11 protein-coding genes are annotated in these 15,938 nt (G+C 51.5%); 1 reads left to right on the top strand and 10 read right to left on the bottom strand.

Annotation, left to right across the window (positions count from 1 at the left end; genetic code table 11):
• The coding region (locus tag P8N76_04150; protein MDG2380841.1) for an ankyrin repeat domain-containing protein at positions 1-1,135 on the top strand (1,135 nt) is incomplete at its 5' end.
• A gap of 96 nt (positions 1,136-1,231) precedes the next feature.
• Here P8N76_04150 and P8N76_04155 read toward each other — a convergent pair.
• From P8N76_04155 to P8N76_04200, 10 genes are all read right to left on the bottom strand, one after another.
• Entirely contained in the window at positions 1,232-2,953 is a 1,722-nt protein-coding gene (locus tag P8N76_04155) for a metallophosphoesterase (protein MDG2380842.1), read from the bottom strand.
• Positions 2,954-3,320: 367 nt separating this feature from the next.
• Entirely contained in the window at positions 3,321-4,313 is a 993-nt protein-coding gene (locus P8N76_04160) for a radical SAM protein (protein ID MDG2380843.1), read from the bottom strand.
• A 6-nt stretch (positions 4,314-4,319) separates the two neighbouring features.
• Complete coding sequence (locus P8N76_04165; GenBank protein MDG2380844.1) at positions 4,320-5,183, bottom strand: glycosyltransferase family 2 protein; 864 nt, start codon at positions 5,181-5,183, stop codon at positions 4,320-4,322.
• Positions 5,184-6,011: 828 nt separating this feature from the next.
• Positions 6,012-6,887 carry an ATP phosphoribosyltransferase gene (hisG, locus tag P8N76_04170; protein MDG2380845.1) on the bottom strand — a complete coding sequence of 292 codons (876 nt, stop codon included), beginning with the start codon at positions 6,885-6,887 and terminating at the stop codon, positions 6,012-6,014.
• A 3-nt stretch (positions 6,888-6,890) separates the two neighbouring features.
• Positions 6,891-7,289: a phosphoribosyl-AMP cyclohydrolase gene (gene hisI / locus P8N76_04175; protein ID MDG2380846.1), complete on the bottom strand. Its 399-nt coding sequence runs from the start codon at positions 7,287-7,289 to the stop codon at positions 6,891-6,893.
• Positions 7,290-7,515: 226 nt separating this feature from the next.
• Positions 7,516-8,121: a hypothetical protein gene (locus P8N76_04180; protein ID MDG2380847.1), complete on the bottom strand. Its 606-nt coding sequence runs from the start codon at positions 8,119-8,121 to the stop codon at positions 7,516-7,518.
• 372 nt (positions 8,122-8,493) lie between these two features.
• Positions 8,494-9,663 (bottom strand): hypothetical protein, encoded by a 1,170-nt coding sequence (locus P8N76_04185; protein MDG2380848.1) that lies wholly within the window; start codon positions 9,661-9,663, stop codon positions 8,494-8,496.
• Positions 9,664-10,852: 1,189 nt separating this feature from the next.
• The gene (locus P8N76_04190) at positions 10,853-11,065 is read right to left on the bottom strand and encodes a hypothetical protein (protein MDG2380849.1); all 213 of its coding nucleotides are present in this window, start codon (positions 11,063-11,065) and stop codon (positions 10,853-10,855) included.
• A 280-nt stretch (positions 11,066-11,345) separates the two neighbouring features.
• Complete coding sequence (locus tag P8N76_04195; GenBank protein MDG2380850.1) at positions 11,346-12,821, bottom strand: sulfatase; 1,476 nt, start codon at positions 12,819-12,821, stop codon at positions 11,346-11,348.
• A gap of 31 nt (positions 12,822-12,852) precedes the next feature.
• On the bottom strand, positions 12,853-15,879 hold the full coding sequence (locus tag P8N76_04200) for a HEAT repeat domain-containing protein (protein MDG2380851.1): 3,027 nt from the start codon (positions 15,877-15,879) through the stop codon (positions 12,853-12,855).
• Positions 15,880-15,938 lie beyond the last annotated feature (59 nt).

Raw genomic sequence — 15,938 nt, forward strand, 5'->3', positions numbered from 1 at the left:
CAACCTAAATGGCGACAATCAGTATGTAACGCTCGGTGGGAAAGCAACGGACTACACACCTGAAAGTGGTAGCATCACGATTTCTCTTTGGTTTAACGTCAATGATTTTGACAAGCGATGGCAAACATTGTTGTCAATCGGCGACAACGGTTGGGCTGACTGGCGAATTCACCGACACCAGTGGACTCCCAATATCAGCTACCTTGCTGGAGCGATGGTACGCAACAACACCAAGGTCGATGACGGTAAGATGCACCACTTAGTGGCAATCACTGAGAAGGGAAAGGAAGCCAGGCTTTATATCGACAATCTGCTTGTTGCCAATCCGGGTAACAATGGCGTTGGTGATCTTGGGACCGATGAGGACGGTTGGCTTCCCGCGATCGGTGCGAATCTCCAGGGTCAGATCAATCTGGCAACTCCGCTTGAAGGTGAATTCATTCCCTCGCAAGATTCGCTGCGAGTTTTCACCAAGCCGACAAAGCAATCGCAAACTGGAGCTGAATCACTTGCTTCAGGTTCATATCGTAGAACATCGCATCCAGAGGAAGCGCTGTTGATCGCCGCACGCCGCGGTGATCTAGCGAAGGTGAAAGCGTTGTTGAAGTCAGGAGTCAATCCGGATGCAATGTCGAAGAATTCGTATACGGCCCTAGCTTATGCGGCCTCGGCAGGAAATCTGGATGTCGTGAAATTTCTGATCGACAAAGGGGCGGATGTCAATCATACTTCCCGCCATAAGAAGACTCCGCTGCTCGTTGCTGCGACGACTCCCCATGTGGACGCTGCCAAGTTGTTGATTGCTAATGGTGCAAAGGTTGATGCACGACAACAGCATGGAGGCGGCTGTCTGCACGAAGCTGCCTATCGAGGGCAGCCGGAGATGCTTGAATTCTTGCTGAAGGAGCAAGAAGCTGATCCCAACATGAGATCTCGAAGTGGTCAAACGGCGCTCCACTTTGCCATTGGGCAAATGCAACCAGGATTGCCGGAGGCCAACCAAGGATACCTCGAATGCGTGAAAGTTCTACTCGAGAACGGGACCAATCCGGATCTGCGAGGGAATCGTATGACTGCTTTCGAACTGGCCACCAATAACCACCTTGACGAAGTTGCGGAGCTGCTTCGAAATTAGTCCGCGACTAGATGGTTCTCGCGGGTAAGTCTTTCAGCCCCTTGCCAAAATCATGGCAAGGGGTTTTTTGGTGACGGCTTAAAATGCCTTTTCGTTCTATCTTCTCCGCGGCCTACGAGATTCGTCGATCATTTCTCCGTTCGCCGTCAGGGCACGATAATGGAAATCGCTTGGATGTATGGTCACCTTGATTAGATGATTGGTCGGTTCCGCGTGCGCAAGAAACGGGCGCGCGGTTTTCCAGTTGGAAGCGATGGAACGCGTCGCAACCCCCCAAGCACCATCTCCCATATAAATCACTCCGTTCTTGTCATCCCGTTTACCATTCGTTAGCGGGTAGGTTCGTTTGTAAACATGGTGGTCATTTTCAAAGACTGCATCGACTCGGTATTTCTCGAAGATCGGCGACCAAGCTTTCTGAATATCGACAGCATTGCCTTTGACCCCCGTTCCCCAGGCAGGACGGTGATAACAAACAAATTGGCGTGGGAAATCCTTGCGGTTTTCCAAGGTTCTGTTTAGCCAATCACGTTGTGACGTGATTCTTTCGGTATGGCCCGAATCAAGGGCGACGATGCTGAGATAGTCTCCAAAGTCCACCGCAAACTTACTTCCCTCGGATACACCCCGAAATAGGCTGTAAAAGAAGGGCGCATCTGATTTCGGGGGAGCATTGGTTGGTCGATATTGCGCCCTTTTTACTTCGTGGTTGCCGATGACCACGATCATTGGTATCAGGCGACTGTCCGGTGAAACCGCACATTCAGCCCAGGAATCGACCCACTCAAGCCAGCGGTTGGAATCGACTCCATTGGCATAGGCTAGGTCGCCTCCCAGCAATGCAAAGAGCGGGTCTTCTGTACCGGCTCTGCGGTTCATGCTGTCCAGCAATTCTCGCGTGTGATACATGTCACCGCCGGTCACGAAACTCAAGCCATCGGTAAACTGTGCGGGAGCAGTCTCGAAAAAACAAGTATCCATTACGCGCCCCCATCGTAAACGCTTGAACACGTATCGTGTCCCCGGTGAAAGCCCCTCTAAGTCAACGGCGAAGACGTCAAACTTCGTGTCACTAAAAGGGCGATTTGAGATCTGAACGCTTGTCCATTTACTATCGTCGACGGGACGGTACACGAATTGAAACCGTTCGGTCGCCGCTAAAAGCTCGGTCACGGCAGGGATTCGGAGCCATCTTCGATTGGAAATCTCACCTTTGCGGTAGGCCCACGGGGCTCCTTCGGGAAGCAGCGGCACTCGTTGTTCACCAACTTGCAAGTCAAGACGAGGATTCAAGCTGTAATCAGCGCTTTGCAACTCGTCGTTGTAGCCCACGATTGCAAGTAATCCCTGTTGGCCCGCTTTGGCGAGACCGAGCGGGAAATATTCCCACCCGCCCGCGGCCTTGCTCTGCACTTCGGTTGGCTGATCCGCCGGTTTTTCAACGCCTTGCCGGGCAACCTCTTTCCCGTCAAGGTAAGCCACAAAACCATCCACGTAGCGGAGCGCTAAGACAAGCTCCGCACCTACAGGTGCGTCATCTGGTACCGAAAAAAATTGACGTATTGAGAGGGAACGATAGTTCCCTTTCATATCCTGCAACGTGGTCCGATCATCATGGCCGTAACCAAAGCCCGCAGGACCGGTTAACCACCTTTGTGTCGGCTCCCCAATGGGATCCCGGTCGGCGATCCACTGGATCGTCATCGATCTACAGGGATCCTGATGCCATTGGCAAAATGGCCCCACTTCGACTGCCTCGGCGGGAGAAAAGAGACTGGTGATGAGGCTGAATAATAAAAGCGGAGTGATTTTGTGCATTGGTGTCTATTTCAGTTGAAGCTTGGATGGTGTGTTGTGGTTGGAAAATAGGGTTCTTTCTAGAGGGGCGGTTCAACCGCTGTAGGTGGGATAGGTCGCAGTTTACCATGATCGGCTACCGATCGCTGGTCGATTTGGAGGGCAGAATCTATTTCGAGTGCAGCCGGGAATGCGCCTGTTTCGAATCTCTTACGGTTGACTAGGAGAGAAGGCCAGCATCTGTAACTTGATCAGTGGGGGGTGCGGTGGAGGAATATCCGTTGATCGGAAGCGATGATCCCTGGTTCGGAGTCAGTATCACGATTGTGAAAGTAATCTGCTCCCGACTTGATCGCTGCTTCTGTAATCGCCGTGGCAGTGATCCGAATCATTTTGCTTGCAACGAGTAATATCGCTGGCTTGCATTGATGAAACAGGCGTGCGTGCATGAGCAACCAATCAGCTGTTGACGCAATTCATTAGCTTCGGTTGAATTCCACACACGTTCGAAGTCAAACTCTGTTTCGCGCAGATCACCGATCACGGGAGTAAGCTCGCAAAGTCGGACTTTCGCATCCGGTTCGATCACGCCGATGTAATGGCCCGCCTGACACTGGAAAGGCAAGCCTTCACCTCTCAATAGTCCCATCCAAAGTGCGTAACGATCTAAGGTTTGTTGAAGGACTGTTGGTTCTTTTTGGAGGTAATGTTCGAAGTACGGTTGTGCTTGGTGTTGAAGAGCTTCGAATTGAGCCGGTGTGGGCGGACAACAGTCGGGCGTTGGCCCCGAACCTCGCATGGGTGTGAAGGTGTGCGAGTTGACATAAAGATGTTCCTTTGCATATTCCATCAGTGGAATAATGCGGTCCACATTTCCATTGGTAACGACGGAGTTCAGGAGTACTGAAAACCATTGTTTTCCCTGGCTTTGTAGATAGCCTTGCAACAGGGTCAATCGTCGGATCGTTTCGACAACTGAATCGAAAGCGCCTGCTTGTTGGTGGATCTTGTCATGCTCTTCATGTAAGCCTTCCAGAGACATCATTAAGGTCAGTTGTAGGTCCGGCATTAAATCTAACATGCGCCTAACTGCGGTGATGATGCGGGCCGGAGTCGATCCATTGCTCGGAATGAAAACCGATCGCGTTCGATTGTTTCGGTAAAAGATTTCCACGATCTCAGCAATGTCTTGCCGTAGGAATGGTTCTCCACCCGAAATCAGCAACAGCTCCAAATCATTGAGCTCATCGGAGAGTTTTTGGTATTCCGCCAGAGTCATCACCTTGGTTCGTCGGTTAAGCGAACTATGGTAATAGCACATTTGACAGCCGTGGTTACACTGGTCCGTAATAGTCAGAATTAATTGAGCAGGGCGTTTCATGGTTTTTTATGAAGTGACTTGTACGAACATTGTGAACTTCTCGAGTTGGGCAATCTCGTCTTCGGACATTCCTGATTGCAATAGATATCGCTTTGACTGTTGTTGGATGGATTTTAGATTCCACTTGTTTTCAAAAAAGGCTTTGTCTTGATAAAGCTTGGGTAAGGACTCTCGAATCTGGGCATAGGGCAGGGGTTTGGGGTGATTGTGGTGCCGGACTCTTGAATTCGGATTGCTATATATTTTGTAACCGGCTTGGCGCATGGAAAGACATAGATCTTTGTCTTCTTCGCAAATCGCCAGTTGCTCATCAAAGCCCCCCGATTCTTCAAATGCTGATTTTTTGATCAAGAGACAAGTCGTTGGATACCAGGGTACCTCGCACTCGCTACCAACTTCGGGAGAGTCAGCTTTGAGCTTGCAATCGATATGCAAGCCGATCGAGTGCTGGTCCGTCTTCTCGAAGTACTCGACAACGTAGCGAGAACAATATTGGACGTCTCCCTGTGCTGAAAGTATCAATGCGCCGACAGCTGCGATCGATTTCTGTTTGTCGGCCGTATCGATTAAGGGTTGGAGCCATCCGTCGGTGACTTCAACATCGTTGTCGATAACAATGACCTGCTCGCCTGATGAGGCTCGAATGCCAAGATTCCTACCAGCAGCAGTCCCAATATTCTGCTCGTTCCACAAAACCTTGAAATGGTGTTGCTCTTGTTGAAGTTGTGTTAACCAAGCGACCGTTTCAGCATCGGACTCCTGACTGACGACGACAAGCTCAAACTCTTGCTCGGTCCGTTGGTACAGTTGCCTGATGAATCGCTCTGTGTGTTCCTTGCGTTGTAAGTGGAGTGTGACAATGGAGATCATAGTGCGTTGGCTGATGAAAAGTGTGAAGACATCTTATTGGGGAGGTCCAGCGATTCGTTGGCTTGTTCAGCGTGCCTCAATTCTACTCGTTCTCAAACCTGGTTTGCCCCTCAAAATTCCGCAAAAGACGATTCTTGTGAGTTGTCAAAAGAGGCTGAAAGGGGGCCGGCCCTTGTTCGTGATTGGTCTTTTCACCGGTTCAACTGACAATTTTTGTTTTGGCGTGAGCGAGAGGTGATTGGGAAATTATCGGATGGCTCAGGTGGGTTTCCCGGTAGGCGCCCAAGGGTCACGCCGCGACTGGGGAATGCTGCGAGACTGATTGGCGTTCGTTTCCCTTGCGTGGTGGGCTGCATTATTCCGGATTTTCAGCATGACCATGACGTGGGAATTCCATCGGGCGATCGGAAGGCGGCAGTGGTTCTCGAGTGGCCGCCCGCTGCTTCGGAAATGTGCCCACTCAAATTCAGTCATGAAGTCGATCGAGCCGCTCTTAAGGAGGTGGCCTGCGCTGTTGTTGTGTCGTTCTGTTTCGTTGTGGAAATAATCGGAAATCATGATGAGCCCTCTGCGTGCTCGTTCCCAACCCGATATAGCGAAGGCCCCAAGGATCCAAGAAACGAGATTTAGAAGCGCAACGCGGCGCTGCAAATTTGACAGAACGTCAGGACTTGGGACGATGCTGTTGGTCCCTGTCGCAATCGAGAATGTTCAGACCAGTCGATGGAAATCGATGACCTGACTGACTCAGCTTTGTTGGATGATCTCTTTGACGTCTGTTTCCAAATTCTGACATCCGTTCCGAGGGGCATTGGTTATCCCCGAAATCTACTCGATCACTTTGTTCAGCGGGTATTCGACGATTCCACGGGCACCGACTTCCTTCAGTCGAGGAATGATGCGCCGCACAACGGTCTCATCGAGTACGGTAATCACGTCGACCCAGCGATCATCAGCCAGATTCGAGACGGTGGGATTGTCGAGCGAGGGTAGCATTTCAAGAACCTCTCCGACCTGCTCCTTTGGCACGTTCATCATCAATCCAACTTTTCCGTCGGCCGCAATAGCGCCTCGTAGCATCAATGCAATATCGTCAATCTTCTGTTTTTTGACAGGGTCTTGATAGGCCTCAATATTAGCGATAAAGCGAGTCGTGCTTTGCAGGATTTCATCGACGATGCGGAGGTTATTGGCTCGCAGCGAATTACCCGTTTCTGTCACTTCGACAATCGCATCCGCCAATACGGGAGGTTTGACTTCCGTGGCTCCCCAACTGAACTCAACTTTTGCCGTGACGCCGTGTTTTTGCAGGTAACGTTCCGTCATACCCACGGCTTCTGTCGCAATACGACTTCCTTCTAGATCTTTGACCGTTTGTACGGGAGAGTCGTTTGGAACACACAATACCCAGCGAACCGGGCGACGGCTGACTTTGGAAAAGACCAGCTCCGCGACTTCGTGTACCTCGGCTCCCGTTTCAACAATCCAGTCGTAGCCGGTTAACCCGGCGTCCAAGATGCCATCGGCAACATACCGAGCCATTTCCTGTGCTCGTAGTAACATGCACTCGATTTCATCGTCGTCGATCGACGGAAAGTAGCTGCGGGAACTGAAGGAAATATTGTATCCTGCACGGCCGAAGAGCTCACCGGTCGCTTCCTGAAGGCTGCCTTTGGGCAAGCCCAATCGAATAATTTTTGACATGGATTAAGATTTCTTCTTATACACTTCTTTGGGGTCAAACACTCGCTGGCCAACGGTTGCCAGCCCCTGGTCGGTTACTTGCCGGTAGAAGCAACTGCGATAGCCATTGTGGCAGGCCGCATCGCCAATCTGATTCACCTTCAGTAAAATGGTGTCCCGATCGCAGTCCAGGAAAACTCCCTTGATCTGCTGGGTGTTTCCGCTCTCTTCGCCCTTGCGCCAAAGCTTGTTTCGGCTACGACTGAAGTAAACCGCTCGTCCTGTCGCGATCGTTTCACGATAACTTTCTTCGTTCATATAGGCCATCATCAGCACTTCGCCCGTTTCGGCGTCCTGTGCGATGGCCGGAATGAGTCCGCCGGCCCGTTCAAAGTCCGGCGCCCCGTCGACAACGTCACTCATCGATTCTCCTCGGATTTGTGTTTGGAAGGGAGCCTTCAGATTCATATCTTACGCAATTTATCGACGAATTCATATGTCGGCAGGCTTGCCCGCGAGCGAGAAAAATGTCGATGGGAGCGAGTTCAAACAACTTAGCGGCCAGAAATGCTAGATGTCGCTATGCGAAAAATCCGTGTAGATGCGACTGCGTCTACACGGATTGAGCTGATCGAAGAACTGGTGAACTCTAGTGGTCCAAACGGAAGTGGATGTTTGTTCGGCCTAAGCGGATTCCACCGACGTTTTCGTTTGGAGCCAGAAAAGATCGGCCGAACGAGAAAGGAACCTCATACTTGTACTCGGTTGGCGTGAAGCGTTGGGGTTCGCAGATTGGACGGGTCATCGCTTCGACGTCGTCTCGTAAATGATGAAGGTCCTCTTCGATTCTCCTTACGATTTGGTAGGTATGTCGTGTCTTCCTATTCACATGGCCCCTATGGTGCCTGTCTGCATTCATTGCGACGCGATCAAGGGTTTCCTTCAAATGGTGGAAAAAATGATCCATTTGCTGCAAATCAATTCGCATGTGTTCGAGCGAGCAGGATCGGTGTGATAAGTTGTGCACATGATTCGCGCGGCGGTGAAGTTCTCGAGCATCGGAAACGAGATGGCGATATTCGGGCGTGTGACGATAGTGGTATTTGAATTCTCGCGTCAATGCGCTCGATTGCCGAACGAGGTTAAGGGCAAGCGATTCGATGTGATGGAAGGAGGCGCCACTCGTCGTCGAGCTACTAGATAGGATGGTAACGGTCGTGAGGATTCCGGCGATTACGATTCGATCGAGAGTCATGGCAAGTCTCCTGGGTTCAGGCGATGGGGGGGGCTGTTCAGACCCTTCTCAACGCAGGTGCTGTGCCAATGGTTGGTTCAGATTTTTTCTGCTTGGTAACTCGTGGGTGTGAAAAGGGTTGTGTGGGTTCCGTTCAGCGGCCCTCTTGCTTGGCCGGCGCCACGCGTGATCAAAATGATTGCTATGCTATCAATTTGACCTGGGTTCGGCGCAGCGGGACGACGGAAGCAGCGTGAGCGTTTTCCAGCGAATCGAACTGGACGCATCGAACTGGACGCATCGAACTGGACGCAGTCATCGGCGTGATTCAAGAGTGAATGCACTTCAATCCGCCAGACCGGAGGGAGTCGCAAGCGACGATCTGTCGCTTGCTTAACGGTAGATCGTGTGCGCCGATTCAGCATCATATTCGCCGTTTGCAAACCTCGAAGGAATCCTGGCGGTCGGGTTAAGCCTGATGCACACCGTTCGCTTTGCCTGTTCCAAATAGTGCCAGAACTGCCCTGCTTGGAATGCCTGGACCAAGTCGTGCGGCTTGATGCTGATGCCGTTAGAAATCCGAATGTCAGGCAGATCAGAATCGATTTCAAATGATGAGGAATGGTCCGTGATGATTGCGGCCGATTTCCTTATTTCTTCGGCGGAGACCGTTTCCAGTGATTCATGCCATTGAACCGGTAGGCGTCCCTTGGAAACGACGCGAAGTCGACTGGCGTAGGAACTTTTCGCGATCACGATGACCGGCTGATCTTCGATACCATGCGAACTCAGCTCCGAGACAATGTTGTGTCCCAGTCCGTGAGTTGCCGCCGTCAAGTAAAGTCCATAGGTGGTGGAGAACAAAAGAATTGACAAAGATAATGCCAATACAGGTCTCTTCCAATTGAAAGTGTCGGGCTTATGTAGGATTATTGTCCCGATGATTATCAGCGGTGCGAATGCGATCGCAAAGACTGGCGATATTCCCATTTGAGGATAAAGCGAGACTAGGCCGAGGGACGTAACAAGCAGCAACAATCCGCAGATCCAACTCGCCGTGGTTCGGGCTAAGCGGAACATCCGCTTGGGGGCTAATTCGCCCAGGTAATAGGCGACGATGATGCAGCAGGCGGGGGCAATCGGAGCCTGGTAACGAAAATTCACTCGACCCAAAAAAAAAGCTGCGGTCAGATAAAGTGCGATCCAAACACTCAATAAGGCGAATCCTTGTTGATGAGGACTCAACGGGAACGTTCTGATATTGTGAAAGTTATCTCGTAAAGCCCGGATTTGCCGGATGACAGGGCGGCGCAGCATATTCAGCCATGGAACGAAGCTGGTGAGTAGTAACATTATCACAAGTGGAAAGGTGGTGATCGGTTCCCACCACTTTCGAGAGATACGTCTCGTAACTTGATCTCCTAAGAATTGGTCGACAAGCTTCTCCGGGTGCAGGAGGCTCATCGCGATGAACCATCCACCGCCAACAGCACCACAGACGGCCAAGCCTACTACGTGTTGTTTCCAGGCGGATTGCCCGGTCAAATAGCAACATCGCTGCAAGGGCGACTCCCAGAAAAAGTACCCCGGGTAAGCCCTTGCTGGATATCGCGATTCCAGCCCCAATGTAGACTGCTAGAATTGCCTTCCAAGCTTGATCGCCAGGTTGGAGTAGAAGCTTTAGAAATCCGTAAGTTGACAGGCAGATGCCAAAGGCTAATACGATATCAGGCATCGATCTTGGTGATGCGACGATGATCGCTGGATGTGACAGAGTCAGCACCGCCGCGAGAAAAGCGACTTGCTGGCAACGAAAGAGGATCTTGGTGGTGGCGTGAGTGAGATAAATACAGAGCCCGCCCAAAATCACAAAGGGGAGACGAGATGAGAACGGAGAGACGCCCAATAATTGATGACTTGCGGCGACGATTCAATAAGTGAAGATCGGTTTCCGTAACCGCAGATTTCCCTCGGCCGTCTGGGGCGTTAGGAAATTTCCTGTCTGATTCATCAAGAGCGCGCCGTCCGTGTAATGCCGCTCGTCTGGATGATGTTTGATGTAGGAACAACAGTGTGGCAGCAATGCAAGCACAAACAATGCCACGAAACATAGCGAAGCGTGACCGGCAGTAAATGCGCGCAATCGTGAATGAAGGTCGGCTAGAGCAAGCATTATTGCGTGAGTTGCGAGTGCCGCAACGGATTGATGGGATGTGGGTGGGATATGTTTTAGGTGGGAATTCTACTTCGATCATCGTCATGTTCCCTTGTCGATCTCACCGCCTTTTTTGGGTTTGGCCGGAATATTTCGTCGGAGATACTGGCCGGGAATGCTTTCAGGCCGCGTGATAAGCAGTGGTTTTAGCGTGAACGAAGGCGGCTTATCGCGGGAGATGGATCACGGTTTGAAAGCGGATCCGTGATAGCATGACCTGCAGAATTCGGTGCGGCAACTGGAACCAAAATCAAGCGTCGCGGTTCCAGCAGTGATCCGCCCAAGAGAGATCAAAGGCATTGCCATAAATGGGTCGTACCAAGGACCCCTTGCAGGTCCACCCGGGGGAGCAGCATCATCCCATGCCTCCGGGGCAGAGACCATGACGGTACCGCTCGCATTCATAAATTCCGAGCGACGTTGGAAACCGGCGATTGTGATCAACCCATCGAGGTCAGAAAAATTCTAGCCTGCCCCATCAAACACGCCGGTGTCTTCTGATGCTATGGCTGTTGAGGGGGGCACTTAATCGTCCGTTCAACCCGATGGAAGCACATTGGCCCAAACACCGGCCGCTTGTGTACCTCCTCCGTCGCCAATTAGTCCTGCGATACCTTCGTCAACACTGTCGCCAAGAGGTAGGCTATCGAAGTTTTCCGCACAGATTGTCATTTCAGCGTCTGCCGTTGTGAAGGACATCAACAGAAACGCCGCTGTGACACAAAGTAGGAGTCGTGTGACTGAACACACTTGTTCGATCCTTTCCATGACGGTTGAGCCGTTGCTGTGTTGTTGGGGAATCGGTTCTCGGCAGGTCTGAATCCTGATTGGAAGATTCGATTCGGCTGCAATCGATTATTATTTAATGTTGAGTCGTTGGTTGATCTTCCAGGGTGCCATCAAGAACCCAGCTTGACTCGCATGATGGATCAGCGGTTTGTTGGGAGCTTCAGGAAGTTGCTTGGGACTCTTTCGCGGTCGAGATGGCCCGGCATGCCCGACAACTTTGTCGGAAAAACAGCCGCAGAAGTCATCGTTTTTCCTGACTTGTAATGGCTCTTGCTTGAATGGTGGTGAGCGTTGCGCGTAGATCTCGCAGACTGCCGGCATAGTCAGGGTTGTTAGCAAGATTGTTGCGTTCACGTGGATCACGCTCCAAATCATAAAGCTCCTCGCCATCCGGCCATTTGGAGTATCGCCATTGTTGATTTCGAATGGCACGTCCCAAGTGACGGCCGCGTTTCACCACGGTGTAGGCATATGATGTGGAATCGGTGCGACGCGGGTTGTTGAGTACCGGAACGAGGGAAGTTCCTTGCAAATCTGTGGGTGGAGTGATGTTCGTTAGTTCAGCGAGTGTTGGGTAAATGTCGATGAGTTCGACCATGGTATTGGAGTGACTGCCGGCTGTTGTCACGCCCGGTACACGAATCACGAACGGAACCTTCGTTCCAATCTCGAATAGTGTTACCTTTCCCCAGAGAAAATGATCACCCAGATGGTAGCCATGATCGGATGTGAAAATGATGATCGTGTTTTCCCATAACTGTTGTTCCTTGAGAGTATCGAACACCATTGCGATTTGAGTATCTAAAAAAGAGATGCAGGCGTGGTAGGCCTGCATGTATTCGCGCCGAAGGCTCTCATTTTCCTTACCCAGTTCGAAACCAAATGCTTTGTAACGGCGCGAGATTGCACTGTTGGGAAGATTGTCCCAGAGGTCGGGACGATCGGGTTTGAACCGAATTTGATCTGCGGGATACAGGTCAAAATATTTGTCGGGAGCGAGAAAAGGGACGTGAGGTTTCTGAATGCCAAGTGCAATAAAGAATGGTTTTGCACCATGACTTTGTTCTGTGATCCATTGGACGACTTGTCGGACATTTTTTCCGTCTTTGTGCTGCTCGTCACGCAGGCCGCTGCGGCCGTGTCCAGGCGGGGTCTGTGCATTAAGCGGTGCGATAATGCGCTCTCGCAGTTGTTTCCAGTTTCGGCGATTGGGCCGCTGATCGATCGGACCGTTTTCTTGCTCGAATTTTTCACGAGCTGCGACTGCAACCGGAAGTTCGTCATTGTCGAATCGCAGATGTTCGTTCCATGCTACATCACCCTGTTCGTGTCGGGAAGAATGAAAGACTTTGCCGACGCTGGCGGTCCAATATCCGTTTTCTTTTAAGCACTGCGGCAAGGTCACCGTTGAGGGGCGTGTTTGGCGAATGTCTAATCGATTGTCCAGCACACCAGTTGATTCTGGGTACAATCCGGAAAGAAATGACGCACGCGATGGACCGCAGACGGGATATTGGCAAAAAGCTCGATGGAAAGTCATGGCCTCTTTGCCAAACGCAGTCAGCGTGGGCGTTTGGATTGGCTTGTAACCTGACGTTGCCACGTGTGTGTTCAAGTCATCGCAAACAATCAAAAGAATGTTGGGTTTTTTTTCTGCGGCAAACGCTGAGGACGTGATGATGAGGACCAATATCAGGGGAGTGAGCTGTTTGTGCATCTGTTCTTCTCGATACTGAATGAGCGATGAATTATGGTTCGATTTTCGATACTGGTTGGTCGCCGAGTGATTCAAGGTAGGCAATTAAATCGCTAAGCTCATCTTTGTTTAAATTCATTTCCAATCCTTGCGGCATGATCGAATGGCCAGTTCGGGAGATTTCTTCTACGGCTTCACGAGGGATTGAGATGTCTTGCCTTTGAGCATTCCGCAAGATGATTTTCCTTGCATCAGCCTGCTGGATCACCCCTTGTTCGATCCGGCCTGTGGTGGTTACGACGGCGTAAGTTTCAAAACTGTTAACGATTGACGAATTGGGGTACAGAATCGCCTCGAGCAGATCAGCGCGTCGCCGAATCCTTCCAATCCGTGAGAGGTTGGGTCCCGTATCTCCACCTTTGCCGTTGACCGCATGGCAAACGCTGCAGGCAGCGCGACTGCTATAGAAAATCGCCTTCCCGTGAGTCGCGTCACCGGCAACGAGTGAAGTGAGCAAGGTTTTTAGGCGTTGCTGGATTTGTTCGTCAGTTGATGTGGTTGAGGCAAGCTTACTCGACAACCTTTCCCGCGTTCTCGCCCATTGGCCTTGCCATTCCGGCTGTTGCTCAATCGTTTGGTCAATTTTCTTGGTGAGAATTCCCAATTCGTTATTGCTAAGGTGAGGTAGTCTCTGAATCAATTGCTGAAGTTGTGCCTCCGTCAACTTCGTGCGATAAATCGAACGGGTAGCCGATAATCGGTCGAGAGGTAAACGTTCTGGGGCAGTCTCGGATAACAGCAGCTGAAACCCTGGCTCCGAAAGCGTGCGGCCGGATTCTGCAAGGCAGCTTAAAGCGGCGATCCGCAGCTTGTGGCTTCGTGCGAAATTGTCCCCCATTTGTTCGAGTTTGTCGTTGAGTTGATTGGAATGCGACCTCCGGAGTGCGTCGATTACTTCCAGCGGAATCTGGTCGGCTTCCATCGATAAAAGTTTCTGCAGAGGAGGTAGCCAAATTTTCGGGAGCTTGCGGATGTTCCCGATTGCTTGCAGGATTGTTTGTCGCTTGGCTGGGTGAGTCGGTGTCGCATTTAGGATCCGTCGTGCAATTTCTTGTACCTGTGGATCGGTTTGAAATGCCGAAACTGCAATCATGGCCATTTCACGATCGAGGTCTGGTTCCGCCTCTTCATCAGACCAGTCCATTAAGAGTTGGATGATTTCGGTGCTCCAGTCAGGTCGAGCTGTGATGATGTTGATTGCAGCAGCCCTGAGTCGCTCATCGCGTGATCCCAATAGGGGTGTGACTTGTTCACGACTTAGCGTATCGGTGTTTATCTGATCCATGGCAAGCAATGCCGCACGTTGCACACGCGGATCCTTGTGGGTGAGACCCGTCGAAATGGCTTTCGCATCATTGATTTCGATGAGGGCGTAAACCAAGGCGTGGCGCAGGTGATCGTCTCCAGGCAGGGCGATTGCCGCCAACAGATGCGGAATCGCACTCGCATCCCCAATCCGACCTAATGCTGTCGCAGCCGATCGACGAAGCGGCCAGGATTCCCCGTTGAGAAGTTGGCAAAGGGCTGCGACACTCTGCTTGTCTCTCAAGACCCCGACGCTGCGCGCGGCGGCTTGAGCGACAGAATGATCCGGATCGGACAACGCCAGTCGGATTTGTGCCGTTGCAGTCTTGGACTCCATTCGAGACAACGACCAGACTGCATTGCGACGTTGTTGTGTGGACAATTCCTTCCAGGCGGCATGCAGGTGGTGAATTGCCTCTTGATCACGGGTTGCCAGGGCTTCAATGGCTCGATCACGAACAACGGGGCGGGGGTCCTGTAAATATGTCAACAGTTGATTGCTTGACGCTTTCCAATCGATTTGCAGTCCACGCGGGTCAGCCGGGAGATTAGCCGCTTGTCGCTTAATACGATAGATCGCTCCCATGATCTCTGGTTTGGCAATTTTTGAAAACGGACAGCTGATCAGAAACCAACCGCCTGTGTCGATCATTAAAAGGCTGCCGTCTGCATCTTCAATGACATCGGTAGGGTGGAAGTCACGACTGGTCGAGGTGATGAAGTTTTGGTCCGTGCCTTGAAATGTCGAACCGGCTCGTGTCAGATTGACGTTGACCACTGTTGCGGTGTTGAAATGGGTGGCAAAAAAACTGTTTTGATAGTTGGGCCCGAACGTCTGGCTTCGATATCGCATCAAGCCCGAGGGGGCAACTTGCCCCCAGCGACGCACCGCTGGCAGGCGGTATCCAGTTTGTTTTAAGACGGGGGGAGCGTAGTCTTTGGGACCCGCCGTGGATCCGTGTACCCAATGAATCAGTGCGTCGTGACGGCCGCCAATACTGTCGAAAATCGGGCAAGTTGTGAATAACTCCCCCTCGGCCGTGAACGCTACCTCGACAGGGTTGATGCCGCCATTTCCGAAGACCTCCACATCGGTGCCATCTGTGCGGCAGGAAAAGACGGCAGCCGCTCGACCTTTCGCAACTGCTTTGCCATCCTTGCTGGTCAGGTCGTAACCTAGATGACCTCCAGAGAAATAAATTCTTCCGTTGGGTCCGAGGTAAGCACCGTGTTGATTGGCCTGACCGGTGAAATCCATGTAGCCCAACAGCTTTTCGCGAACATCTGCGACGCCATCGTCATCTGTGTCTTCGAATCGCCAGAGATAAGGGGATGACAGGACATATAAGGAACCTCGATACCAGACAGCTCCTTCAGGCATCACCAGTTGGTCAGCAAAGAGGGTGCTCTTGTCGAATTTCCCGTCTTGGTTCGTATCTTCAAGCATTCTGATGAAACGGCAGCGTTGCTCAAGCAGCGCTTGTTTGTCCAAATTCTTGCCCTGTGTTTCTGCCACAAACAGTCGACCGCGTTCGTCGAAACAGGCCATCATCGGATACTTGACCAACGGAGGTGCGGCAACCACCTCAATGGTGAATCCATCGGGGACCTGAAATGGCGGCGGGGAAAATTCAACTGCCTCCGCTCTCCAAAAGGGGAAAACTATCAGACTTGTGACGAGCATCGCAGTCGATCGAAGCACTATTTTGAACACTCGGCATTTCCTTGACGTGATACAGAGTCTGATATTTCTCAGCTCATTCTATCGAGACC

Source organism: Pirellulaceae bacterium (genome assembly GCA_029243025.1).
Lineage (GTDB): Bacteria > Planctomycetota > Planctomycetia > Pirellulales > Pirellulaceae.